At 68.0% G+C, this 24,418-nt stretch carries 23 protein-coding genes and 1 tRNA gene; 12 read left to right on the top strand and 12 right to left on the bottom strand.

Going from position 1 to position 24,418, the window contains the following annotated elements; genetic code table 11:
• Positions 1-66: 66 nt before the first annotated feature.
• Positions 67-885, top strand: coding sequence for a class I SAM-dependent methyltransferase (locus ACXC9Q_RS11395; RefSeq protein ID WP_457056435.1), 819 nt, complete (start codon positions 67-69; stop codon positions 883-885).
• Positions 886-986: 101 nt separating this feature from the next.
• Here the strand turns inward: ACXC9Q_RS11395 and ACXC9Q_RS11400 are convergent, their stop codons facing one another.
• Both ACXC9Q_RS11400 and ACXC9Q_RS11405 read right to left on the bottom strand, forming a co-directional pair.
• On the bottom strand, positions 987-1,547 hold the full coding sequence (locus tag ACXC9Q_RS11400) for a cysteine dioxygenase (protein WP_457056436.1): 561 nt from the start codon (positions 1,545-1,547) through the stop codon (positions 987-989).
• The gene (locus tag ACXC9Q_RS11405; RefSeq protein WP_457056437.1) at positions 1,544-2,449 is read right to left on the bottom strand and encodes an amidohydrolase family protein; all 906 of its coding nucleotides are present in this window, start codon (positions 2,447-2,449) and stop codon (positions 1,544-1,546) included. The genes ACXC9Q_RS11400 and ACXC9Q_RS11405 overlap by 4 nt, the downstream gene beginning before the upstream one ends.
• 116 nt (positions 2,450-2,565) lie before the next feature.
• Between ACXC9Q_RS11405 and ACXC9Q_RS11410 the strand changes: the two genes are divergently transcribed.
• Positions 2,566-3,573 carry a LacI family DNA-binding transcriptional regulator gene (locus ACXC9Q_RS11410; protein ID WP_457056438.1) on the top strand — a complete coding sequence of 336 codons (1,008 nt, stop codon included), beginning with the start codon at positions 2,566-2,568 and terminating at the stop codon, positions 3,571-3,573.
• Positions 3,574-3,783: 210 nt separating this feature from the next.
• Here ACXC9Q_RS11410 and ACXC9Q_RS11415 read toward each other — a convergent pair whose 3' ends face one another.
• The gene (locus ACXC9Q_RS11415) at positions 3,784-6,705 is read right to left on the bottom strand and encodes a M36 family metallopeptidase (RefSeq protein WP_457056439.1); all 2,922 of its coding nucleotides are present in this window, start codon (positions 6,703-6,705) and stop codon (positions 3,784-3,786) included.
• 268 nt (positions 6,706-6,973) lie between these two features.
• A complete protein-coding gene (locus ACXC9Q_RS11420) occupies positions 6,974-8,170 on the bottom strand; it encodes a S53 family peptidase (protein ID WP_457056440.1) in 1,197 nt (398 codons plus the stop codon).
• A gap of 309 nt (positions 8,171-8,479) precedes the next feature.
• Between ACXC9Q_RS11420 and ACXC9Q_RS11425 the strand changes: the two genes are divergently transcribed.
• Positions 8,480-9,016, top strand: coding sequence for a hypothetical protein (locus tag ACXC9Q_RS11425; protein ID WP_457056441.1), 537 nt, complete (start codon positions 8,480-8,482; stop codon positions 9,014-9,016).
• 167 nt (positions 9,017-9,183) lie between these two features.
• Here ACXC9Q_RS11425 and ACXC9Q_RS11430 read toward each other — a convergent pair whose 3' ends face one another.
• Together ACXC9Q_RS11430 and adh are read right to left on the bottom strand one after the other, a co-directional pair.
• Positions 9,184-9,561, bottom strand: a complete 378-nt coding sequence (locus ACXC9Q_RS11430; RefSeq protein WP_457056442.1) for a DUF779 domain-containing protein — start codon at positions 9,559-9,561, stop codon at positions 9,184-9,186.
• 2 nt (positions 9,562-9,563) lie between these two features.
• On the bottom strand, positions 9,564-11,087 hold the full coding sequence (gene adh / locus ACXC9Q_RS11435; RefSeq protein ID WP_457056443.1) for an aldehyde dehydrogenase: 1,524 nt from the start codon (positions 11,085-11,087) through the stop codon (positions 9,564-9,566).
• An 88-nt stretch (positions 11,088-11,175) separates the two neighbouring features.
• Here adh and ACXC9Q_RS11440 point away from each other — a divergent pair, with 88 nt between their 5' ends.
• Entirely contained in the window at positions 11,176-12,627 is a 1,452-nt protein-coding gene (locus ACXC9Q_RS11440) for a GAF domain-containing protein (protein ID WP_457056444.1), read from the top strand.
• Between the two features lie 18 nt (positions 12,628-12,645).
• Here ACXC9Q_RS11440 and ACXC9Q_RS11445 read toward each other — a convergent pair whose 3' ends face one another.
• Positions 12,646-13,035, bottom strand: a complete 390-nt coding sequence (locus ACXC9Q_RS11445; RefSeq protein WP_457056445.1) for a hypothetical protein — start codon at positions 13,033-13,035, stop codon at positions 12,646-12,648.
• A 25-nt stretch (positions 13,036-13,060) separates the two neighbouring features.
• Here ACXC9Q_RS11445 and ACXC9Q_RS11450 point away from each other — a divergent pair, with 25 nt between their 5' ends.
• From ACXC9Q_RS11450 to ACXC9Q_RS11460, 3 genes are all read left to right on the top strand, one after another.
• Positions 13,061-13,186: a hypothetical protein gene (locus ACXC9Q_RS11450; RefSeq protein WP_457056446.1), complete on the top strand. Its 126-nt coding sequence runs from the start codon at positions 13,061-13,063 to the stop codon at positions 13,184-13,186.
• A 198-nt stretch (positions 13,187-13,384) separates the two neighbouring features.
• Positions 13,385-15,538, top strand: coding sequence for a (Fe-S)-binding protein (locus tag ACXC9Q_RS11455; RefSeq protein ID WP_457056447.1), 2,154 nt, complete (start codon positions 13,385-13,387; stop codon positions 15,536-15,538).
• A gap of 87 nt (positions 15,539-15,625) precedes the next feature.
• Entirely contained in the window at positions 15,626-16,417 is a 792-nt protein-coding gene (locus tag ACXC9Q_RS11460; protein WP_457056448.1) for a hypothetical protein, read from the top strand.
• A 76-nt stretch (positions 16,418-16,493) separates the two neighbouring features.
• Here ACXC9Q_RS11460 and ACXC9Q_RS11465 read toward each other — a convergent pair whose 3' ends face one another.
• Positions 16,494-17,288: an SDR family NAD(P)-dependent oxidoreductase gene (locus tag ACXC9Q_RS11465; RefSeq protein WP_457056449.1), complete on the bottom strand. Its 795-nt coding sequence runs from the start codon at positions 17,286-17,288 to the stop codon at positions 16,494-16,496.
• 100 nt (positions 17,289-17,388) lie between these two features.
• Here ACXC9Q_RS11465 and ACXC9Q_RS11470 point away from each other — a divergent pair, with 100 nt between their 5' ends.
• The 4 genes from ACXC9Q_RS11470 to ACXC9Q_RS11485 all read left to right on the top strand — a co-directional run bounded on the left by ACXC9Q_RS11470 (position 17,389) and on the right by ACXC9Q_RS11485 (position 21,031).
• Complete coding sequence (locus tag ACXC9Q_RS11470; protein WP_329482817.1) at positions 17,389-18,168, top strand: hypothetical protein; 780 nt, start codon at positions 17,389-17,391, stop codon at positions 18,166-18,168.
• Positions 18,156-18,998 carry a DUF4097 family beta strand repeat-containing protein gene (locus ACXC9Q_RS11475; protein WP_457056450.1) on the top strand — a complete coding sequence of 281 codons (843 nt, stop codon included), beginning with the start codon at positions 18,156-18,158 and terminating at the stop codon, positions 18,996-18,998. The genes ACXC9Q_RS11470 and ACXC9Q_RS11475 overlap by 13 nt, the downstream gene beginning before the upstream one ends.
• Before the next feature lie 105 nt (positions 18,999-19,103).
• Positions 19,104-19,328 (top strand): hypothetical protein, encoded by a 225-nt coding sequence (locus tag ACXC9Q_RS11480; RefSeq protein ID WP_457056451.1) that lies wholly within the window; start codon positions 19,104-19,106, stop codon positions 19,326-19,328.
• Between the two features lie 227 nt (positions 19,329-19,555).
• Entirely contained in the window at positions 19,556-21,031 is a 1,476-nt protein-coding gene (locus ACXC9Q_RS11485) for a hypothetical protein (RefSeq protein WP_457056452.1), read from the top strand.
• Positions 21,032-21,092: 61 nt separating this feature from the next.
• On the opposite strand, the gene dcd is transcribed toward ACXC9Q_RS11485, so the two are convergent.
• Both dcd and ACXC9Q_RS11495 read right to left on the bottom strand, forming a co-directional pair.
• Complete coding sequence (gene dcd, locus ACXC9Q_RS11490) at positions 21,093-21,668, bottom strand: dCTP deaminase (RefSeq protein ID WP_457056453.1); 576 nt, start codon at positions 21,666-21,668, stop codon at positions 21,093-21,095.
• 194 nt (positions 21,669-21,862) lie between these two features.
• Positions 21,863-22,303: a MarR family winged helix-turn-helix transcriptional regulator gene (locus ACXC9Q_RS11495; RefSeq protein ID WP_457056454.1), complete on the bottom strand. Its 441-nt coding sequence runs from the start codon at positions 22,301-22,303 to the stop codon at positions 21,863-21,865.
• Positions 22,304-22,694: 391 nt separating this feature from the next.
• Here ACXC9Q_RS11495 and ACXC9Q_RS11500 point away from each other — a divergent pair.
• Positions 22,695-22,765, top strand: a tRNA-Gly gene (locus ACXC9Q_RS11500).
• A gap of 104 nt (positions 22,766-22,869) precedes the next feature.
• On the opposite strand, the gene ACXC9Q_RS11505 is transcribed toward ACXC9Q_RS11500, so the two are convergent.
• Complete coding sequence (locus tag ACXC9Q_RS11505; RefSeq protein ID WP_457056455.1) at positions 22,870-24,177, bottom strand: tyrosine-type recombinase/integrase; 1,308 nt, start codon at positions 24,175-24,177, stop codon at positions 22,870-22,872.
• 1 nt (position 24,178) lies between these two features.
• Positions 24,179-24,400 (bottom strand): helix-turn-helix domain-containing protein, encoded by a 222-nt coding sequence (locus tag ACXC9Q_RS11510; protein WP_457056456.1) that lies wholly within the window; start codon positions 24,398-24,400, stop codon positions 24,179-24,181.
• Between the last annotated feature and the right edge of the window lie 18 nt (positions 24,401-24,418).

The raw sequence follows: 24,418 nt of genomic DNA on the forward strand, positions 1-24,418 counted from the left end.
AATGCCCCGGGATGCCCCGCGATCTGCCCTCCCCTGACCGCTCGGTCGCGCTGAGACTCGAGAGTCATGACGACAGATAGTGAGCTCGAGCGTTTCTACTCCGAGCGGTGTGACGAGGCGAGCCGGCTGGGGTCGACGATCAAGGGGCGGCTCGAGTTGGCGCGAGTACAGGACCTGCTCAGCAGATATCTCCCGCCGCCGCCCGCGTCGGTCGCGGACATCGGGGGCGGACCGGGCGTCCACGCCACCTGGCTCGAAGGACGCGGGTACGACGTGGAGCTCGTCGACCCGGTGAAGCGGCACGTCGACCAAGCGGCGGCGGCCGGGATCACCGCCGTACAGGGTGATGCCCGGAGGCTGCCCTGGGACGACGAGCAGTTCGATGCCGCCTTTCTGGCGGGACCGATGTATCACCTGCCGGAGATGGCCGACCGGCGACAGGCCTTGCGGGAGGCGATTCGGGTCACCAAGCTCGGCGGGTTCGTCGCGGTCGTCGCGATCAACCGCGCGGCCAACCTGATCGGCTCGACGCTGGCGAACGAGCTGATCGAACGGCACAGCGTGGTCAGCGATATCCTCCGCGACGGCTACAGCGCCGACAACGACCGGTTGGCCCACGCGAACTACCACACGGTCGCGCAACTCCGGTCCGAGCTGATCAACGTCGGCCTCCGCGGAGTGACCATCCACGGCCTGACCGGACCCGGCGGATGGCTCACCGTGATGATCGATGCCCACTACAACGGCCGGCCGTTGCCGGACACTCTCTGCGAACCGGACCCGCTCCACACCGCCCTGGAATGCTCCCGCCTGGCCGACAGATACCCCGAACTCGTCCAGTCCAGCGCCCTCTTGCTCGCAGTCGGCCAACGCTGGGACACCTAGAGTGCCCCACCGCCTGAGGGGGTTGCCCCCCGAGACGGTGGGTTGCCTCCTCCGATTCTCGGTGGGCAACCCTCCATCTGAGGGGGTGACCCCCAGTGGTCTCAGTCGAGGGGGCGGAGTTCGTCGGCGTACGAGACGGAGATGCGGCGGAGGACGCCGTCCTTCACCGAGTACTGGCCCATGCGCCACAGGGGTGGGCTGTAGGCGTGGACGGTGACGCTGCCCTTGTCGAGGCCGGTGAGGCGGTGGATGTGGTCCGGGCCGAAGCCGTAGACATCGCCGGCCTCCACCTCGGTCTCGACCGACTCGGCGCCGATGGCCAGGTTGTGCTCGACCAGCTTGCCCTTGGCCACCGCGACCGCGCCGGACGAGACGTCGTGGTCGTGCCAGCCGGTGTCGTTCACCGGGGTCCAGCAGATCAGCCAGACGTCGACGTTGGCGTCGCGGTGCAGCGAGGCGAACACCCGCTCCTCGTCGCTGTAGGCAACCTTGTCCTCCCACAGCTGCGGCTGCGCGGCGATCGACGCGGCCAGCTCGGCCAGCTCGGCGGGATCGAGGTCGCGGCCCGGAAGGTCGTCCAGCGACAGACAGTTGTTGAGCTCCACGAGCCGGCTGGCTTGGCGCGCGGGCACCGGTACGTCGGTGATGGGCTGAGCAGTCACTGCACTCCCCTCTCAGGAGTCGGTGTACCGGCGCCGAACAGCAGCCGGTGTGGATTGTCGTGGCGGATCACCGCGGTCGCGGCGTCGCCTTGGCGGAGGTCGGTGATCCCGGCGTACGGCCGGTCGGTGCCGTGCACGACCTGGTCGATGCCGAGGACCCTTGCGACCGCGTCGATCCCTTGCGGGCCGTAGCTCGAAGTGTCGACGTACAGATTGGGGTCGATGGTGCCGAGCCGACCGCCGCGCGCGGCCAGCCGCTCGTGGTGCACCGGCGCCAGCCCCGCCGCGGCCGCGAAGCACAGCCGCAAGGCCGGGTACGAGCGTCGCCCGCCGAACGCATGCCATGACCACCAAGCAGCCTGCAACTGGCTCGTGTAATCGACCACCGGCGCCCACCAGCACAGCGCCTCGTCGACCGGCTGGGCCACACCCGGGTGGACCAGGATCGGCTTGTTCACTCGCTCGAGGGCGGCAAGCAACTCACCCAGCGCGGCCCACCCGGCCGGCGTGCCGAGCACATGCGCAGGCAACTGCAGCCCGAGAAAACCGTTGTCCAGAAGGGATTCCAGACCGTCGACGTCAGGATCGAGCAGATCGACGGCCGCCCAGGCCTTGAACGGCGCCGGGAACTCCACGGCCCCGGCGTGCCAGGCATCGAGCAGCGCGGCATCCCCGAGATGCTCGATCCCGAGCGGACTCGACAGCGAGACCACGGCGAGTTTCATCCCACTGTCCTGCTCCAGCGCGACCCGCTTGTCGACCGCATGCGCGGCCGGATCCACGTCGTACGGCGCCTCGCTCGCGGTGTGGAGCGTCCAGCCGTCGAGGTACGGCGGCTCGGAGCGGGCCCGGAGGCCGTCGACGAACCCGACCGGCCACAGATGCTGGTGGACGTCGATCATCGAACTCTCCCCCCAGCGGTTTGATCAGATTGAAGCGCTTCAGGACAATTGAAGTGAAGCGCTTCAATGCACCTCTTGTCAAGCTTTTGTCGGAGGTCTGCCCTAAGGTCGTGGACATGTCCGGAACCGGCCGGAGGCCAACCCTCAAGGACATCGCCGCCGAGACCGGGCTCTCGATGGCCGCTGTGTCCTACGCGCTGCGCGGCCTGCACGGAACGCCGGAGACCAGGCAGCGCGTCCAGGACGCCGCCGACCGCCTCGGCTACCAGGCCGATCCGGTCGCCCGGGCCCTCGCCTCGGGCCGGAGCGGTTCGATCGGCGTGCTCTGCGCGTCGCTGGAGGATCTCTGGCAGCAGAGGCTCGCGGCCGCCCTCGGCCGGGAGCTGCTCGCCCCGGACCGGAATGCGTGGATCATCGACTCGGCCGGCGACGCCGACCGCCAGCTCGAGCTCGCCCAGCACCTGGTCGACCACCGCGCCGACGCGATCGTGGTGGTCCCGATCAACCCGGCCGCGAAGGGCTGGGCCGAGATCGCGCGGCAGACGCCGGTGGTCGCGATCGGCGACGCGCTGCCGGGCGCGAAGGCGAAGTCCGAGGTCATGCTCGACAACGAGAGTGGCGTCAGCACGGCCCTGCGCCGGCTGGCCGACGCCGGCCACCGGCAGATCGCCGTACTCAGTCCGACCCGCCGCTTCGAGGTGGAGCGGCCGGCCGAGGAGATCGCCCAGCGCGTCGGCGTCGACCTCAAGCTGAAGATCCGCATCCTGCAGTGCCCGCACGACCTGGCCGGCGCGACCGAGGTCGCCCGAACCTTGCTCACCGGCACCGGGCGCCCGACCGGCATCCTCGCGCTCGCCGACTCGATGGCCTTCGGTGTGTACGCCGCCAGCCGCGAGCTCGGCCTCCGCGTCCCGGACGATCTCTCCCTGCTCGGGTACGACGACCAGCCGGTGTCGCAGCTGCTCACGCCGCCACTGTCCACCTTCCACTGGCCGCTCGACGAGCTGGTCGCCGACGTCGTCGCCCGCGTCACCTCGACCGTCGACACCAACCGCCGGGTCCGCCGGACCACGATCGCGCCGGTCCTGATCGAGCGCGGCTCGGTCGCCGCCCCGCCCGGCTGAGCGGGACGGCGACGGTCGAGCGGCAACATCCACACCGCGAAACTAAACTAATTCACTACACTTACTTCCCGTTGTCCACGATGTGGGCCCTACTTGGTCACGGGGTGCGGCCGCAGGTGCTCGTCTTCACGGCCGTCCCACCGGCCACCGGCCACTGAACGCCGGAAGGCCGGCCGAGCGGGTGCTCGGCCGGCCTTCGCGGGGGGGTTGTTACTTGGTACCGAAGACCTGGATCTCGGTCATGTCGGTGAACGTGCAGCCACCGAACGCGCCGGCCGGGCAGTTGGTCTCGAAGTCCGGGACCTGCGGGCTGAGCATCCAGAACCGCACGTACTGAACTCCGGTCACGTTGCCGCTCGGGGTGAGCAGGGTGTACTTGCCCCGGTTGGCGGCGGTGAACTCGCCCGTCTGAGCGGGCAGCCAGGTGGTGCCGTCGACCGAGGTCTCGATCCGGTACTTGCCGGTCGACGAGCTGCCCGGGTCACCACAGGTGTTCGACGGGTCGACGTTGAAGGCGCTGATGTTCACCTTCGCCGGCAGCTTGATGTCGACGTGCTTGTCGATCATCTTGTTGGTCGGCGTGCCGGCGTCGTCACCGGTGGTGCTGCCCCAGCCGGTGCCCTGCGCGTTGTCGATCGCGTACGCCGGGCCGCACTGCGGGGTGAAGTCCGGTCCGTTGAAGCCGACCACCGAACCGCCGCCGGAGCTCGCCGCCCAGTTGCGACGCGGCGTGAAGGCCACCTTGGCACCCGGCTTGACCGTGGCCGACTGGACCAGCAGCTCGTAGCCCGGAGCCGACATGACGACCTTCGGGTAGGTGCCCGGAGCAACACCGGTGATGGCGTAGTTGCCGTTCGCGTCGGTCGAGGCGGCGTAGTCACCGGCGTAACCGGACGAGTGACCGCCGATGTAGACCAGCGCGCCGGCCACCGGAGCACCGGTGTCCTTGTCCTTCACCGTGCCGCTGAGGGTCGTGGTCGCACCTGTCGGCGGCTTGTGGAAGTCCTCGGCCGGGAAGGAGTCGCCGCCGTCGACGACACCGGCGTACCAGCCCATGCCGCGGTTGGCGAAGACGGTCCAGATGATGTCGGCGTTCTTGCCGCCACTGGCGACCAGGTCGGCCTGCACGATCGCGTTGCGCATGTCGAGCATCGTCGGGTCGGCCGGCGACAGCTCCATCGCGCGGGTGATGATGCTCATCGCGTAGCTGCGGCCGAAGCGCTCCCGCAGATCCCACAGCGTCTGCGCCCAGACCTCGCCGGAGGCGTGGACCTCGGGTGCGCCGCCGATGGTCGGGAAGTCGGCGTAGGTGTAGCCGCCCTTCGAACCGTCGGGCTGGATGCAGTTCGGGCTGACCGCCTTGACCCGGCAGTCGATCGCCTGGGTGCGGAACAGCTCGCCGTGGGCGACGTACTTGCCCTCGAGCACCTCACCCGGTGCGGTGGTGTCCTTCTCCAGGCCGTGCGAGACCAAGTAGTCCATCGCGTAGAAGTCGCTCCACGCCTCGCCCATCGAGCCGGCCTGGATGCTGTTCAGCGTGCTGTTGCCGGTGGCGTCGACGACCAGGCGGTTGGACAGACCGTGGGTGTACTCGTGGTACAGCACGCTCGCGTCGTTCGCGCCGCTGGCCGGGACGAACGGGTCCTGTGCGTCGGTCGCGCCGGGCTGGTGCCACAGGTACATCTGCATGGTCGGCGGGGTGCCGTCCGGAGGGGTGGACATGTTGGCGTTGTCGATGTGGTTGGCGTCCGGGCCGCCGTTCGCCGCGGTCGCCGCGCCGTCGAGCGCGTTCAGCAGGACCGGGTCGCCGCCCGCGGCGTCGAACGAGCCGGCCGCGGGGGTGAAGCTGATCGGCGGCTTGGCCAGCCAGTCGTGGAAGTTGCTGGCCAGGTAGAACGCGTTGGTGACGTCCTGGTTCATGTTCGTCTTCCAGGAGTCCGGCTTGGCCGGGTCCCAGGTGCAGACGAAGGCCGCCGAGCAGAACGACGACGCGTTCTGGAAGGTGGTCAGCTTGTACTCGGCGCCGGTCTTGGTGCCCGGCACCTTGACCGTCTCACCGGCGTTCGGCTGGTTGTCGTCGTTCACGTCCGCCCAGGCCGCGACCGACGTACCGTCCAGGAGGGTCTTGGCGTTCTTCGGCAGCCACTTGTTGTAGATCAGGTTCTCGACCCGCTGGGTGCCGCCCTTGGCCGCGCCCGGGTAGTTGTCCTGGACCAGCGCGTCGCCGTTGCCCTCGTTGACCAGGTCCTTGCGGTAGAGCAGGCTGCCGGTCTGGGCGTCGATGACGTGGTTGTAGATCTTCATGCCGCCGGCGTTGACGTACGTCAGCCAGCCCTTGCGCAGCCCGTCGGCGGTGTGGAACCACACCTGCTGGGCGGTGTCGCCGTTGCTCCACTGGGTGCTGACGCCGGCCGCCTTCGCGGTGGCGGACTTCGGGGTACCGCCGACGTCCTCGGCAGCCGCGGTGCGGGCCGCGGCGGCTGTCACCTTCGGAGCGGCCGCGGCGGCCTCGGCCTGGGCCGTGAGACCGGCGACCGGAGAGCCCATGAGCGAGATCAGCTGGCCGTTCTTGGTGACGTTGGCCTTGAGGCCGTTGCCGAACACCTCGACACCGTCGACCACCTGCGACCAGGACACGTGGTGGGTGCCCAGGTCGTCGACGTAGTCCTTGCGCAGCTTCAGGGTGGACAGGTCGGCGTCGGAGAGCTTGAAGACCTCCGGGTGCGCCTTCACGTAGGCGAGCGCGACGTCCGGCGCCTTCTTCGCGCTCTTGCCGGTCAGGAAGCCGTTCAGCTTGCTGACCTGGGCCGGGGTGCCGGTGTTCGGGTCGAGCTCGACGACGCCCTGGGTGCCGAGCGAGTTGCGGAACTTCTCCGAGGCCGCGGTCTCCTTGCCGGCCACCTTGGCGGCGCGGGCGTTGGTGATCTTGGCACTCGGGGTCCGGGCGTCGTAGTTGCCCTTCCGCTCCTTGCCCGACATGTTCTCGGCCTGGGCCGCCTTGCCCTTGCCCTCACCCGGTCCGGCGGTCTGGGCGGCGGTGGCGCCACCGGCGGCCGTCACGGCCAGCACAGTGGCGGCGGAGACGGCGGTGGTGACTGCCAGGAGCCCCCGCCCTCTGCGTGATGTTGTCACAGCAAATCTCCATGGAGTTCGTGTACGCGGGTCGCCCTCCACGACCCGTCCGGGGGCGACCTTAGGCGGGCAAGCGCTCGCTGGGAAGGGAAATCACCGGAAATGACGTGGAGACGAGGGTTGTCCTTCGTGCCCGGAAGGGTACTAGGAGCGACAGGCCAACAGTCGCACCCAGCCACCAACGCACCGCGGCGTGTGTCGCCGCGGCGGTGGTGGACCTACCGGGGAACGGGCGGACCCCAATCGCGGTAGGGGTCCGCCCGTTCGATCAGAAGGCGCCGGCGCCGTTCGGGGTGCCGAGGCCGGTCGGGCCGTCCCAGCCGGTGCGGGCGTTGCACCACTGGGTCGTCGGGCAGGAGCCGTTGCTCCCGCTGGTCACGTCGAACAGCGAGCCCGGGTGCGCGTACGGCAGCGCGTTCGCGTAGCCGCTGGTGTTGCCGGACAGCGCGTAGACCGCGGCGATGATCGGGGCGGCCTCACTGGTGCCACCGAACTGCGCCCAGGTCGACGCCGTCTTGCTGGTCGGGTAGTAGATCGCCATGCCGCCCTTGCCCGGGTCGGCGGCCGCGGACACGTCCGCCATCGCCCGCTTCGAGCAGCCGGTGTTGAACGACGAGGCGGCGCTCAAAGCGGTGTTGTACGTCGAGCAGCCCGAACCGGCACCGCTCCACACGGTCTCGCTCCACCCGCGTGAGTTGCTGGCGGCAACAAGCGACGTACCGCCGACGGCCGTCGTGTACGACGAGGACGCCGGGTAGCTGCCACCCTGGTAGCCGTTGTCACCGGTGGACGCGGTGACGGCGATGCCGGGGTGGTTGTAGTAGGTGCCGTACGTCGCGTCGGACGCGTCACCACCGCCGTAGCTGTTCGAGATCGCGACCACACCGGCCTGCTTGGATGCGGTCACCACGGCGGTGCCGAGGTCGGCGAAGCTGGCCGAGTTGGCCTGTACGACGACGATCTTCGCGTCGGGCGCCGCGGCCGAGACCGCGTCGACGTCGAGCGCCTGCTCACCGGCCCAGCCCGCGTTGAACCTCGGCAGCGAGGTCCCGCCGGTCTGGTTGATGACCCGCAGGCAGCCGTTGGCCGTCGTACACGCGGACAGGCCGAACTGGGAGCGGTAGACGCCGAGGTCGCGCTCCAGGTTCGGGTAGCCGTACGCGTCGACGATCGCGACCGTGCGGCCGCCGGCGCTCAGGCCGTTCAGCTTGTAGGCGTCGCGCAGGCCCGCTGGGGTGAGCCCGGTCGACGGCGGCGTGGTGGAGGCCGGTGCGACACCTTTGTCGTTCACCAGTTTGATCGCGTTGCAGGCCGCGGTGTGCGCGGCCTTCGGAGCCGCGCAGACCTTGGCGGCGTGCTTCCCGGCGGTGTACGGGGTGGGGGCGGCGATGGCCCCTTGGGCGGTCAGTCCCGCGACGGCTAGTGCGCCGGCGCCCAGGGCGGACACGAGAATCCGTTGCCTCAACAGAACTCCTCGAGCTGGGCAGGCCTCCGCCCGAGTTCCCTGTGCGGTGGGGGCGGAGACCGGCATGGGTGGGTTCTGGCATCGTCCGTCGGCGACGCAACCCGAAGCCAGCGATCGGAGCCCTGACAAATGTCATGGGTGAACCCGTGACAACCGACCCGATCGAGCCGGATTTTCCCCGCACTGACGGGGTGATCGACAGCCGATCCGGCGATGAAGGTTTCCCCCTGAGTTTCCCGGCCCGTCGACGAGACGGTCGTGCCAGCAAACCTTTGGTGATCAGCACAACCTCAGGCCTACCGTCACAACATGACGCTCCTCGAACGTGCACGAGCCCTGCAGACCGAGGCTCACCAGCTGGCCGACCAGCTGGACCTGCAGACCGCCTTTCCCTGGCCAGGGCAGGTGATTGGGAGTGCGTTGTCCGGGCTGATGGTTGTCCGCGACCTCGACGTCGTATTCGACGCACCCGGCGCTACCGCCGCTGACGTCCTCGAGGGGCTGGCCGTGCTCGCGCGGCGGGCGGACACGCTCGACGTGGACTTCCGCGACGAGCGCGGCGCCCGCCGGCCGACCCCTGCGATCACCGACGAGCGCTTCTACGCCGTGCTGCAGGTCAACGGCCGCTGGAAGGTCGACCTCACCTTCTGGCTGCACGTCGTCGACCGCCCATTCCTCCGAGACGCCCAACGGCTACGCGAAGCCCCCGAGGAGCAGCGATTGACGATCCTGCAACTCAAGGACGCCTGTCGCGGTGTCCACAGCACGGACATCTACAACGCCGTACTGCACAACTGCGTCCGCACACCAACCGAACTCGACTCCTACCTCCAGGCACCGCATTGAGCCGCCTATGACTAAGCTGGGTTCACCACGCCAAGGCCTCGCGGCTTTGGTCCAACGGCCTCCTTCGGGAGGCCGTTTTTGTCGTTCGGGGCACCAAGTCGAGCGCCGTGCTCGGGGAATGAAGAGTGCCGGCCGTCCGGCAACGCCACCGGACGGTCGGCACTCGCTCAGAGGAGTCCCAGCGCTTCGGACTCCTGGTCGGTGAAGACGCGGGACCGGATCAGGAAGCGGACGCCCTCCGGTGCCTCCACCGAGAATCCGCTGCCGCGGCCCTTCACCACATCGACGGTGAGCTGTGTGTGCTTCCAATACTCGTACTGATTCGCGGACATCCAGAACGCGATCGGCCTGTCGAGGCCGTCGACGACCAGATCACCGAGATGCACGTCCGCCGCCCCCGTTCGAAATTCCCCGTCCGGGAAACACATCGGCGAGCTGCCGTCGCAGCACCCACCGGACTGGTGGAACATCAGCGGACCGTGCATGTCGGTGAGACGGCGGAGCCAGTCCGCCGCCTCGTCCGAGAGCAGCACCTTGTCGACCATGATCAGAAGAACCCGGCCGCGTTCGGGCTGTAGCTGACCAGCAGGTTCTTGGTCTGCTGGTAGTGGTCGAGCATCATCTTGTGGTTCTCGCGGCCGATGCCGGAGTTCTTGTACCCGCCGAACGCCGCGTGCGCGGGGTAGGTGTGGTACGAGTTGGTCCAGACCCGGCCGGCCTGGATCTCCCGCCCGGCCCGGTACGCCGTGTTGATGTCGCGCGACCAGACCCCGGCGCCGAGACCGTACAGGGTGTCGTTCGCGATCTTCATCGCGTCCGCGTAGTCGTCGAACCGCGTCACCGAGACGACCGGCCCGAAGATCTCCTCCTGGAAGATCCGCATCTTGTTGTCGCCCTCGAAGATCGTCGGCCGGACGTAGTACCCGCCGGCCAGGTCCCCTTCGAGCTCCGCGCGAGCGCCGCCGGTGAGAACCTTCGCACCCTCGGCCTTGCCGATGTCGATGTAGGACAGGATCTTCTCGTACTGGTCGTTGCTGGCCTGCGCGCCCATCATCGTGTCGGTGTCGAGCGGGTTGCCCATCTTGATCGCCTGGGTCCGCGCCGTCGCGTCGCCGAGGAAGTCGTCGTAGATCGACGACTGGATCAGCGCCCGGGACGGGCAGGTGCAGACCTCGCCCTGGTTCAGGGCGAACATCGTGAAGCCTTCCAGCGCCTTGTCGTAGAACTCGTCCCGCGCCGACGCGACGTCGGCGAAGAACACGTTCGGGCTCTTGCCGCCGAGCTCCAGCGTCACCGGGATGATGTTCTCCGAGGCGTACTGCATGATCAGCCGGCCGGTCGTGGTCTCACCAGTGAACGCGACCTTGGCGACTCTGTTGCTTGAGGCAAGCGGTTTGCCGGCCTCGACGCCGAATCCGTTGACCACGTTGAGCACGCCGGGTGGCAGCAGGTCGTGGATCAGCTCGAGCCAGACGTGGATCGACGCCGGTGTCTGCTCGGCCGGCTTCAGGACGACCGCGTTGCCGGCGGCCAGCGCGGGCGCCAGCTTCCAGGTCGCCATCAGGATCGGGAAGTTCCACGGGATGATCTGCCCGACCACGCCGAGCGGCTCGTGGAAGTGGTACGCGATGGTGTCGTCGTCGATCACCGAGACCGAGCCCTCCTGGGCCCGCAGCGCACCGGCGAAGTACCGGAAGTGGTCGATCGCCAGCGGCAGGTCGGCGGCCAGCGTCTCCCGCACCGCCTTGCCGTTGTCCCAGGTCTCGGCGACCGCGAGCAGTTCGAGGTTCGCCTCCATCCGGTCGGCGATCTTGTTCAGGATGTTCGCCCGCTCGGCCGGTGAGGTGCGTCCCCAGCCGGGCGCGGCACCGTGGGCGGCGTCGAGGGCGCGCTCGACGTCGTCCGCCGTACCGCGGGCGATCTCGGTGAAGTTCTGTCCGGTGACGGGACTGGGATTCTCGAAGTACCCACCCTTGGCCGGCGGCACCCACTCGCCGCCGATGAAGTGCTCGTACCGCGACTTGTACGTGACCGGGCTGCCATCCTGCCCGGGAGCTGCGAAGATCGTCATAGGTCCTCCTTCAGATCGGAAACCTGACGTTTGACCGAACGTAGGAGGATGGACGTTGCACCGACGTTGCACCGTGGAGCGAGGCGGCATGGACGCACCGGAGCAGGCTCGCCGGTTGAGTGCGTTGTACGACGAGGTGCTCGGTGGCGGCCGGGTGCCGGGTGCGCCGCGCCCGCTGGTCGCCGCGTCCTGGGAGCGGTCGCTCGCCGCCGCGGTCGATCCTGAACTGGACGCGCCGCCGGTGATCGTCGACCCCGAGGTACTCGAGGCGGTCCGCGAGAACCACCCCCTGCGCGCCGTCCTCCCGGTCCTGCGGCAGACGCTGACCACGATCGCCGACGAGGCGTCGCACATCATGATCATCACCGACGCCCAGGGGATGATCCTGTGGCGTGAGGGTGCGTCCGACGTCAAACGCCAGGCGGATCGGATCGCCTTGTCCGAGGGCGCGGTGTGGTCCGAGGACCAGATCGGCACCAACGGCATGGGTACGTCGCTCGCCGTCGGGGAGCCGGTCCAGATCTACTCGGCCGAGCACCTGGTCCGTCGCATCCATGAATGGACCTGTGCCGCCGCGCCGGTCCACGACCCCGACACCGGCAAGCTGATCGGCGCGGTCGACGTCTCCGGTCCGCTTCGCACGGTCCACCCCGCGATGGTCGCGCTGGTGACCGCCGCGGCCCAGCTCGCCGAAGGACAACTGCGGGTCCGGATGGCCGCGGCCGACGAGATGCTGCGCGCCCGCAACATGCGGCACCTGATGGCACTCGGCGATGCGCCCGGTGCGTTGCTGACCCCGTCCGGCCGCGTGCTCGCCGTACAGCCGCTCGAGTGGTTGCCCGACCGCCTCGTCGTCCCGGACGGCGCCGACCGCATCGACCTCGGCGACGGCCGCGAGGGGTTGATCGAGCAACTCGACGAGGGCTACCTGCTCCGCATGCCCGGTACGCCGGTCCGCCGCAGCCGGCCGTCACTCCGGCTGAAGCTGCTCGGTACCGGTCAACCGATCGCGGTCGTCGGCGGCCGCGAGATCGCGCTGACCCTGCGGCGGGCCGAAGTACTCGCACTGCTTCTCCTGCATCCGTCCGGGCTCACCGCCGAGCAGCTGATGCTGCAGTTGTACGGCGACGAGGGCAACCCGACCACCGTGCGCGCGGAGATGCACCGGCTGCGGACCCTGCTCGGTGGTGGAGTCCTCGACACCAAGCCGTACCGGATCATCGCCGACGTCACCGGCGACGTGACCGACGTCCAGGCCGCCCTCCGCAACGGCGACCTCGACGCCGCCCTCGACCTGTACGCCGGCCCGCTGCTGGCGCGCTCCGACGCGCCGGCCCTGCGCGCGGAACGTGACGAGCTGGACGCCACCGTCCGCCGCGCCGTCCTCGACGCTGACGATCCCGACGTCCTCTGGCTTTTCGCCCAGACATCGACCGGCGCCGAGGACCTGGAGATCTTCGAGTCGCTCGACGCCGGCCTGCCGCCGGACGACCCGCGCCGTCCGGCGGTCGCCGCCCGGGTCGACCGTCTGATCAGTTGAGCGACCGGCCCCGGCCGCTCAGGAATTCTGTCCGACCAGGATCCACATGTAGTCGTGGTTCTTCACCGGGAAGGTCGCGGTCTTCTTGCTGATCTCCTTGGTCTTCTTGCAGTTGCTGGTGGTGTAGCGCCAGCGGACCACCTGCACCATCCAGGACTGCTTGAGCTGCTGCAACCGCCGTACCTGGCCCGCCTTGACCTCCGCCGTGTACGACCAGTTCTGCGAGACCGAATAGGACTTGCCGACGGTCTTGGAGTACTTGCTCTGGATCTCCGCGATCACCGCCGAGACGCTGACGCCGAGGTCACCGGTCCACGCCGAGTTCGACTCCGAGGTCGCCGTCCGCGAGTAGGTGATCCGGCCGGGTCCTTCGAACCAGTCGCTGTGCAGATTGGTCCCGACGTACACCTCTTTTCCATAGCGTGTGTACCAGTTGATCGTTCTGGTGTTGCACTTCTTTCCCGCGGCCGGAGCTGTGGCGGGGGCCGGGGTCGCACTCGCCGGCACGCTCGGCACCACCAAGCAGGTCGCCAGCAGCACTCCCGCCGCGATTCCGTGACGAAGACGCATCACACTCTCCCCTGAAAAAGATTCGCTTCTACTGCGGTCGCAGTGGAAGGAAATTTACGAGTGGTCTACTGCGGTCACCACGGGATTCAGGTAACGCTCTGTGTCGATTCGCTCACGACCACATCTCGGGCGTGACGAGGGCCGCATCGACATGACTCATGGGTAACCGCCCAATAACATCGCTGGTATGCAGATCCTCGCCATCGTCGTCTCGCTCGCGGTCGCCGCCGTCGGTATCGCGCTGTTCGGCAAGACGATCGGGCACATGGTGTCCGTCATCAGGCTGGGCCAGCCGGCCGGCCGCACCGACAACCCGGGGCGGCGCTCCGCCACGCTGGCCAAGGAGACCCTCGGCCACACCCGGATGCTGCAGTGGAGCCACGTCGGCGTCCTGCACTGGTTCGTCGCGTTCGGATTCATCGGGCTGTTCCTCACCCTGGTGACCGCGTTCGGCCAGTTGTTCGACCCGCACTGGGTGCTGCCGGTGATCGGCCACTGGTTCGTGTTCGAGGGGGTGAGCGAGTTCCTCACCTGGACCGGCCTGGTCTCGATCATCGGGCTGATGGCGATCCGGCTGCGCAATCTGCCGCGGGGCGAGAAGGGCCGCTACAGCCGATTCTTCGGTTCCACCGCCTGGCAGGCGTACTACGTCGAGTACACGATCCTCGGCGTCCTGATCTGCATCCTGTTGCTGCGCGGCCTGGAGTACGAGCTCGGCGGCGGCACGAAGTTCCACTTCCCGACCACGTTCTTCATCGGGGAGGCGCTCTTCGGCGGCATGTCCGAGCAGGCACTGGAGAACACCGTCTACCTGGTCGCGATGATCAAGATCCTGATCTCGTTCGCCTGGATGATCACGATCTCGCTGAACGCCACGATGGGCGTGGCCTGGCACCGCTTCACCGCCTGGCCCAACATCTGGTTCAAGCGCAAGGCCGACGGCGGTACGGCGCTCGGCGCCCTGCAGCCGATCATGGTCAACGGCGAGCCGATCGACTTCGAGAACATCGAGGAACTGGACGAGGACGCGGCGCTCGGCGTCGGCAAGGTCGAGGACTTCACCTGGAAGGGCCTGCTCGACTTCACCACCTGCACCGAGTGCGGCCGCTGCCAGTCGCAGTGCCCGGCGTGGAACACCGACAAGCCGTTGTCACCCAAGCTGGTGATGATGAACCTGCGCGAGCACGCGTACGCCAAGGCGCCGTACCTGCTGGCGTCGTCGGACGACGAGAGGAAGTCGCTGCCCGAGCTGGTACTCGCGGAACAGGACAAGCCGCTCGTGGGTCCCGCGGACGTCGCGGTCATCGACGAGGACGCGCTGTGGGCGTGCACCTCGTGTGGTGCGTGCGTGCAGCAGTGCCCGGTCGACATCGAGCACGTCGACGCGATCATGGACATGCGCCGCTACCAGGTGCTGATCGAGTCGTCGTTCCCGTCCGAGCTCAACGGACTCTTCAAAGGCCTGGAGAACAAGGGCAACCCGTGGAACATGAACCCGTCCGGCCGGATGGACTGGGCCAAGGACCTGCCGTTCGAGGTCAAGCAGGTCGGTACGGACGTGGAAACACTGGCCGAGGTCGAGTACCTGTTCTGGGTGGGCTGCGCCGGCGCCTACGAGGACCGCGCGAAGAAGACCACGCAGGCGGTCGCCGAACTGCTCAACATCGCCGGCGTCAGCTTCGCCGTACTGGGTGACGGCGAGACCTGCACGGGTGACCCGGCCCGGCGGTCCGGCAACGAGTTCGTCTTCCAGCAGCTCGCGATGCAGAACGCAGAGGTCTTCAAGGAGACCGGCGCGAAGAAGGTCGTCTCCACCTGCGCGCACTGCTTCAACACACTGAAGAACGAGTACTCCCAGCTCGGTGTCGAGCTCGACGTGATCCACCACACCCAGCTGCTCAACCGGCTCGTCCGCGAGGGCAAGCTGACCCCGGTCGCGCTGGCCGACAGCTCCCTCAACGGCCAGAAGATCACCTACCACGACCCGTGCTACCTCGGCCGCCACAACCAGGTGTACGACGCCCCGCGCGAACTGCTCGACATCATCCCGGGCGCGGAGTACGCCGAGATGCCGCGGAACCAGACCAAGTCGTTCTGCTGCGGCGCCGGTGGTGCGCGGATGTGGATGGAGGAGAAGCTCGGCAGCCGGATCAACCTGAACCGGACCACCGAGGCGGTCGACACCGGCGCGGACAAGATCGCCACCGGCTGCCCGTTCTGCCGGGTGATGCTGTCCGACGGCCTCACCGCCAAGCAGGCGGACGGTTCGGCCCGGGAAGAGGTCGAGGTCCAGGACGTCGCCCAGCTCCTGCTGGCCTCTGTAAAACGTGGGGAAAGCTGACTGCAACAAGCTGCAAAACCCCTTCCTCTCCAGGTGGTCCAGACCATAAGATCCACCGTCTGTTTCATCTGGGGAGGAATCCGCACCATGAAGTTCCGTGCCGCGATGGTCACCGTCGCTGCCGTACCGTTCGCCCTCGGCCTGGCCGCCTGTGGCAACGACAAACCCGAAGCCACCGGCTACAAGCCGTCCGCACCGGTCAGCACGCCGGTAACCACCAACACCGCCGCACCACAGCAGGCGGCGCCCGTCGCGCACCTGAACCGGGTCACGTTCGTCCCGGCGATGACCACCGCGATCGCCAAGCAGAAGTCCTGGCACACCACCGGGACGATGACTGCCAACGGCACCACCGTGCTGACCATGGACGGCATTCAGACCGCGAACCCGGTGGCCATCTCCATGACGATGACCGGCGAAGCGTTCCAGGGCAAGACCGCAAAGATCGTCGTGATCAAGAACACCGGCTACGTCTCGATCCCGGGGATGACACCGGCCGGGAAGTACGTGAAGTTCACGTCCGGCATGAACGACGAGCTCGCCGACCTGATCAACGGCGGCGACCCCACCAAGATCTTCAAGTCCTTCAACACGAGCATGGTCAGCGTCAAGTTCGTCCGCACGGAGACCGTCGGCGGCCAGAAGCTCGACCGCTACGCGGTCAGTGTCGACACCGCGAAGGCGCTGGCTGCGCAGGGCAAGAAGGTCCCGGCAGGTATGCCGAAGACGCTGACCTACTCGATGTGGATGGACAAGTCCCACCTGGTCCGGCGGCTGTCGTTCGACCTCGCCGGAGTGTCGATGGTGATGAACATGGCCGACTACAACAAGCCGGTGCACATCACCGCGCCTCCGGCGAGCAAGATCGTCTCTCGCTGAGATCGGATCCGGACAGGTCCCATCCGTTCTGAGAAACGTCTCGTACTCTCTCGTTCGAACTCGAGGTCTACGGCAACTAGTGCAGGTAGGAGGCGCCGTTGAAGTCGAGGACGGCGCCACTGGACCAGGTGGCCTGCGGGGAGGCGAGCCAGACGATGGCGTCGGCGACCTCCTCGGCAGTGGCGGTGCGGTTGAAGGGGCTCTGGGCCCGGATCGCATCGCCGGCGGGACCGGACAGGATGGACTCGGTCATGTCGGTCGTGATGAATCCCGGCGCGATTGACGTCACCGTGATGTCATGTGGCGCCAGCGAGACGGCCAACGACTGGCCCAGGGAGTGCAGTCCGGCCTTCGCGGCGCCGTACGCGGGCACGTCCGGCTCGCCGCGGTAGGCGCCGCGCGACCCCACATTGACGATCGCACCCCGCCGTACGCCCTCGGCAGGCTCCTTGTCGAGCATCTGCCGGGCCACGCACCAGGTCACGTGCGCCGCCCCTTCCAGATTCACCGCGAGGGTACGACGCCAGGCCGCGACCCACTCGTCGTACGGCGTCTCGGCCGGCGGATGCCCGATCCGGCGGGACCCGGCGACCGGCTCGTCGACGAACAGGGCGGCGTTGTTCACCAGAACGTCGATCCGGCCGAGCGCCGTGGCCGATTCCTCAACCAGGGCAGGGATTGCGGCCGAATCGCCGAGGTCGGCGGCGACCACCGCATGACCGTCGCCGGGCAGTCCGGCCCGGACCTCCTCGGCCCGGTCGACCGCGCCACGGCAATGCAGCACGACCCGGTCGCCGGCCTGCGCGAACGCCCGCGCGGCGGCCGCACCGACACCCCTGGACGCTCCGGTGACGAGTACTCCTCTGGACACGGTTCCTCCTGTCGACGACTGGCCCTCATTCTGCCCGTGCCACCACCATGACATCAGAAGGGGTTGACAGTGACGTCACGATGACGTCATGCTTGCTGCCATGGAACTTGATCACTACCTCGAGTCGGTCCGGCGGAGCGTTGAGAACGCAACCGCCCTGGCCGACGACCAAACTCGCTCAGTGGCACAGCGCCTCGGAGCCACGCTGGATGACGCGGGCCGACTGGCCCTCATCTCAGCCCTGTCCGACGCCGCCGGGGAGATCAGCCGCGAGCTGTCCCCCGGTTCGGTCGAGCTCCGGATGGCCGGTGGCCGTCCCGAGTTCGTGGTCACGCCGGCTCCGAGCCAGCTGACCGGTCCGGACGAGACCGACGACGACATCGACGACGAGACCGACACCGACGTCACCGACCAGCTCACGCTGGACGCCGACGAGCCGACCGCACGGATCACGCTCCGGCTGCCGATGTCGATCAAGAACAAGGTGGACGAAGCCGCCACGGCCGAGGGCATCTCCTCGAACGCGTGGCTCATGCGCACCGTGATGACCGAGCTGAGCGACCGCCGCCGCGGTGGCCCCCGCCCGCCCCGGCCGCCGCGCCCGCCGCGCGGTGGGGTCTTCGGACCGGACGGACCGCTCGGCCCGAACGGCCCGCTCGGACCCGACGGCGTCTTCGGACCGGACGGCGTGTTCGGCCCGGGTGGACCCTTCGGTGAGGAAGGCGTGTTCGGAAACGACCGCGGCCGGCGTGGCCGCGACCGTGACCGGGAGCGCCGTCGCGAAGACAAGGATCAGCGCCGCGAGGAGCACCAGCGGCGGCACGAGGAGCGCCGTGGGGGCCGCGGGCCGGGACAACGGATGACGGGATGGGTCCAGTGAGCGGCTTCAGCAGCCAGATCGTCGAGGACGCGGGCAAGATCGACCGGGTCCGGATCGAGATCGGCTCCGGCAAGGTCGAGATCGTGCCGAACGACGGCACCGAGACCATGGTCACCCTGGACGTCGACAGCGGTCCCGAGGACGACGTGGTCTTCACCGTCGAGGACGGCGAACTGATCGTCGAGGGTCCCCGCAACGTCCGTGGCCGCGGCCCGCAGATCCAGGTCAGGATCGCCACCCCGGCGACGCTGGACGCGCGGATCAAGACCGGCTCCGGCGACATCGACTCGCGGATGCCCTTGGGTACGGCGCGGTTGTCGACCGGCTCCGGCGACGTCCAGCTCGACCGGGTCGAGGGTGACCTCGGAATCAGCACCGGCAGCGGCGACGTCAAGGTCGAGCACGCGGCCGGCACGGTCCGGGCCAGCACCGGCTCCGGGTCGATCGACATCGGCGAGGCCGCCGACGGGCTCGGCCTGAGCACCGGCTCCGGCGACGTCAAGGTCGGCGACGCCGGCGGTCCCACCACCGTCAAGGTCGGCTCGGGTGACATCACCATCGAGCGGATCCGCGACCACTCGGTCGCCACCTCCGGCTCCGGCGACGTCACGGTCGAGATCGCCGACGGGCCGAGCGTCCAGGCCGAGACTGCTCGCGGTGACGTCCGGATCGGGGTTCCCGACGGCGTCCCGACGTACCTGGACCTGAAGACCGTCACCGGGCGGATCCGGTGCGAGCTGGAGCCCGGCGAGAAGCCGGCCGAGGGCGAGCACGCGCTGATGCTGCGGGCCCGCACCGTCTCCGGCGACATCACCGTCGTCAAGGTCTGAACCACACCACCCAGGAAGGTCCCGCACGTCTTCGGTCTGGCGGGACCTGGGCGAAGCATTGCCGAAATCACATCAGTACGGGGACAACGTGAGGGGAGCAAGGACATGATCACCGAATACGAAGAGGTCGCACGCTACCGGGTCGCCGAGCAGTTGCGGGCCGCCGAGGCCAGGGCCCAGCGCCACGACCGCAAGCCGAAGGGCAAAGGCCCGCGGCACGGACTCGCCACCGCCCTCCGCCGCCTGGCCGACCGCCTCGAGCCGGCCTCCCGCCGGCTGGCCGAACCGCAGCCCCGCCACCGCGGGACCGGCCTGTCGATCGTCCGATGACCGGCGTGCCGATGACCGGCCAACCCCTGAGCGGTGCAGCCGCAGCACTCTGCAGCGTGCTGCACCGCCTGGGGCTGGTGACGGTGGGGACCCGGAGTCACAGCTGAGCCTGCAGCTTGGTGCAACCCCTGTGGATAACCGCGATCGGGGACCCGCGAACACTGCTAGCGTTCAGGCGATCATTCTCGGTCGAGACCTGGGGAGAGTAACCAACGATGCTGCGTCCGATGGTCGCAACAGCCGCCGTCACCGCCGCCGTCGTCCTGCTGGCCGGCTGCGGCGGAGACGACAAGAAGTCCGACGCGAAGTCCGCAGGCGGAGAGTCCTCGGCCCCGGCCACCCCGTCGCCGCCACCCGTAGCCTCCTTCGACCCGCCCAAGGGATTCGCCGCCGTGTCGGCGTTCGGCGTCCCGCGGAGCGACAAGGACAACCAGTACAGCCTCGCCTACGGCATGGTCGGCCAGACCACGCTGGTCGCGGGCAAGTTCGGCATCACCGGACGGAACATCGCCGCCCAGGGCCAGCCGTGGACCGTCCCACCGGCGGAAGCCGAGACCACCACCATCGCAGCAGTCACCGGACCTATGCCCGTGCAGCTTGACGGCAAGGACGTGGTCGCGATCGCGTACATCCAGTCCGTCGCCGGCAGCGGCACCCAGAAGGCCAAGGGCCAGGTGCTGTTCCAATGGATCGACGCCGCCGACGGCAAGAAGGTCGCCGAAGTGGCCGCGGACCTCACTCCGCTTCTCGGCCCCGGCCAGACCGGCGACAACATCGTGAGCCAGGCGTACGACGCCGCCACTGGTCAGATCGTGGTCGGCGTCCATCCCGACAAGGCGACCGCGCAGTCCGGAGCGATCTTCAGCGTCTTCGCCGACCCGAAGACGCAGAAGCCGAGCCTGATCCCGTCCTTCGAACCGGCCGGCGTGCTCAACGGGGTGGTCGCCGGAGTGAACGGCGGCGATGCCGGCGGCCACGGCACGACGACGATCCTGATCGCCGATGCCGCGACGGGCAAGATCACCAAGCAGTTCCCGACCAAGCAGGCCTCGCTGTGGAGCGCGGGCCACGGCTCGAAGCGCGCCTATGTGTCCGGCAGCACCAGCGGCGGAGACAAGTTCAGCAACGTCGTGTACTCGATCGACATCGCCACCGGTGCGGTCGTGCCGATCCAGGCTCAGGTTGTCGATCACCTGTTGAAGTTCAGGTGCTTGGGCGACGAGGCGAACGCGGTGGTCTGCGCCGAAGGCGTCGGCAACAGCAGCGAGATCATCGGTATCGACGACACCACCGGCAAGAAGACCTGGGGGTACACCGACAAGGCTGCGAACCGGATCGTCCCCGACGTCACCGCCGCCTTCCATGGCGTCGTCTACGGGCAGACCGACGCGCAGCCGGTGATGCTCGATGCGGCCACCGGGAACGACGTTCCGACCAGCGCGCAGACACCGTCGGACAGCATCAGCCCGTCAGACGGTGGCAGCCCGTCGGAGAGCAGCACGCCGACCGAGGGTGCGACCCCGAGCCAGGACCCGGGCTCGCAGGCGACTGACCCGGGCGGTGCGAACGGTTCGGACATGTCGCTGTACAACCACAAGCAGGAGTCGCCGACCGCGGTGACGAAGTACGGCGGCGTCTACACACAGGCAACGGGCGACTCCAGCTTCCAGACGGTGCTCATCGCGCTCAAGCCGACTGCCTGACCACGACCCGCACGGCGAAGGGCTCCTGGGGTGACCCGGGAGCCTTTTGCATTGCGGCGTACTAGACGTCGGTGCGGTGGAAGTTCTGGTAGGAGCGGGACGGGGTGGGGCCGCGTTGGCCCTGATAGCGGGAGCCGTACTTGGTGGAGCCGTACGGGTGCTCGGCCGGGGACGAGAGCCGGAAGAAGCAGAGCTGGCCGATCTTCATACCGGGCCAGAGCTTGATCGGCAGCGTCGCCACGTTGGACAGCTCCAGCGTCACGTGGCCGGAGAACCCAGGGTCGATGAACCCGGCGGTGGAGTGCGTCAGCAGCCCGAGCCGGCCCAGCGAGGACTTACCCTCCAGCCGCGCCGCCACGTCGTCGGGCAGCGTCACCAGCTCGTACGTCGATCCCAGGACGAATTCACCGGGGTGCAGGATGAACGGCTCCTCGCCGTCCGGCTCGACCAGCCGGGTCAGGTCGGGCTGTTCCTCGGCCGGGTCGATGTGTGGGTACTTGTGGTTCTCGAAGACCCGGAAGAACCGGTCCAGCCGTACGTCGACACTCGACGGCTGCAGCATCGCAGCGTCGAACGGATCCAGCTGGACCCGCTTCGCGTCGAGCTCGGCCAGGATGTCACGGTCGGAGAGCAGCACGGTCGCACGTTAGCAGCGCGCTGCTCATCCGCCCAGTTCCCGCCTCACTCCGCCGGTCGTCCGGCGGATCTGTCCGTGGGCCGGTGGTGGATCGTCCGGAGCCCTCAGCTCCCCGGCGAGACCTCACCACCAGACCTTCACGGGCGGTTCCGATACCGTTGCGGCGTACCGAAACCGGGCCTGAGGCAACTAACTCAGCCGGCCACTTTGTTGAATCTCGACACCTGGGTGGCGAAGGTCTTCACCTGCGCCGGCGACCAGTCCTTGAGCAGGTCCTCGATCACCTTGTGCCGCTTCTTCCGGGCCGCCGCCAGCTTGCGCTTGCCGGCCGCCGTCAGGGTCAGCAGGGTCGCCCGCGCGTCCGACTTGTCGGCCGCCCGCTTCAGCAGACCTTCCTCCTCCAGCCGCGCGCAGGCCCGGCTGACCGGACCCTTGTCCACCTCGAGCGCCGCGACCAGGTCGGCCATCCGCACCGGCGCCAGCTCCTCGACGTGGTTCAGCAACGCGTACTGCGCCGGCTCCAGGTCCGGATGCGCTTCGTCCGACAGCTTCCGCTGCAGACCACGCAGCCGCCGTGCCATCGTGACGAGCTCCATCTCCAGGTTCTCCAGCGCGTCACTTGTGTCTGTTGCCACCGTTCACCCCTTCATCCAGTTGCCCCGCAACCATCTTGTCCGGTCCTGACGAGGACCGCATCCTCACGTTGCGTCAAATGTTGCCCCCGGCAACGCGTTCTAATCTGCCAGAAGATCACGGACCTGCCCAGTCCTGAGCGTGCCCTTTGTGGAAAACTCCCCAAGAACCCCGATCGCAAACCGTCCGCGACCCCCTTTTCGATGCACTCGGCACCTGATCTCCTGACCCCGCAACAACCACCCCACCGGCCCGGTCCCGAACGACAGACCGGGTGCCGGGCCGGGGCACTGCGCCACAGTCGGTCGTCCGTTCCCGCCGCGCCGCACCCGTCGTGCTTTCGCCCCCACCGATCGGCTATGCTCTTCTGCGCCTGCCGGTTCCGCCGGCTGCGCGGGTGTAGTTCAATGGCAGAACATCAGCTTCCCAAGCTGACAGTGCGGGTTCGATTCCCGTCACCCGCTCCCATGTGAGAACATGACAAAAGCCCAGGTCAGAGGGGTAATTCCCTGACCTGGGCTTCCGTTTGCTCCGGCTGGGGCCGGGGCGCCGTGCCATTAACGCGCCATTAGTCGACTCCCACCAGGATGCCCGCGGCGCCGTCCTCCTCGCCTCGATCTTCCAGGTTCCCAGCCGCCTTCGGAGTGCCACCGGGGCCGGCTACTGGCTGGTCATCAGCCGCGGGCTTGCCCTCGATCGCCCGGACAGCCTTTGACTTGGTTGCCTTGGCACCCTTCTTCTTGGTCGTCTTCCCGCCCGACTCGAGTCGCTTGAGCTGGGTATTCAGGTGCGCGGCGATCGACCTGTCGGCCTCCCGGCTTGCGTGCTGATAGATGATGGCCGCCTGCATGGAGTCGTGCCCCATCCGCGCCATCAGGTCCTTCGTCGTGACCTTGCTCGCTGCCGCCAGCATGTTGCCGGTGTGCCGCAGGTCATGAAAGTGCAGGTCAGGTACGCCGATCTTCGCCGTCGACTTCTTCCACGCAGTCAGCTTGTTGAAGCTACTCCGGCGGACGGGAAGCCCGGATTCGAGGGAGAACACAAGAGCATCCTCGGCAGACCCGCAGTACAGCTCTAGGTGCTCCCGGAGCAGAGCGACGAGGGCAACAGGGATTGCCACAGTGCGGATGCTCGCCCTGGACTTCGGCGGCCCGAGTGTCAGCCCCTCTCCCCTGACTTCGAGGTATTGCTGACGGACTCGAACGGTCGCTGTGTCAAGGTCGACGTCCTGCCGCTGCAACGCGGTGATCTCACCGAAGCGCAGACTTGCCATCGCGGCGAGAAGGATCATCAGTCGATAGCGGTCAGGCATGGCTTGCATCAAACGATTGACTTGAGCAAGCGTTAGATGCGGACGCTCTGGCGCACTCTCCTTGTCCGCTCCCGGGATGCGGCACGGATTGGACTTGAGAATCTCGTCCTCTCGAACCGCCGTCCACAGCACCGCCCGGAGCAGTCGATAGGCCTTGGCAACCATCCCAACGGACACTCCCTCCGCGAGGAGCTTCGATCGCCACTCACGAACGATGGGCGGGCTGAGAGTGCCGAGCTGCACCTCACCGAGGTACGGACGAACATGCTTCTTGAGCGTCCAGCGGTAGAGCTGAAGCGTCCGAGGCCGCAGGTTCGGTCGTTGGTCGATCCACCGGTCCGCGTAGTCACCGAGCTTGATCTTCGCCCGCTCCGGATCGGTCCACTCCCCCTTCAACATCTCGGCCTCGACCAGGACCAAGTACCGTGCGGCCGACCTCTCGTCGGGGAAGGTGCGCGGCGCCGGCCGAAGCTTCCCGTCAGGTCCGGGGTATCGAGCTTGATACCGGCCGGACTTGAGCTTGCGAACGTTGCCGAACCGCCGGTGACCTTCCTTGTTCGCCATCTCAGGCCACCTTTCGCAGGCCGGCCCAGACATCCGCCGCGGTCATCGGCTCGACGCGGTTGGACGCGATGTAGGTCACCACGTCTTCATCCGTGAGCCGAACCGATCGGCCGAGCTTGTGGAAGCCGATCTGCCGCTCAGCGATGAGCCTGCGGACCTGGCGAGCACTCAGCCGCATGCGCTGGGCCGCCTCTTCGACCGTGTAGAGATCGTTTGATGCCATGTGACTCTCCCCAGATTC

Source organism: Kribbella sp. CWNU-51 (assembly GCF_054073265.1).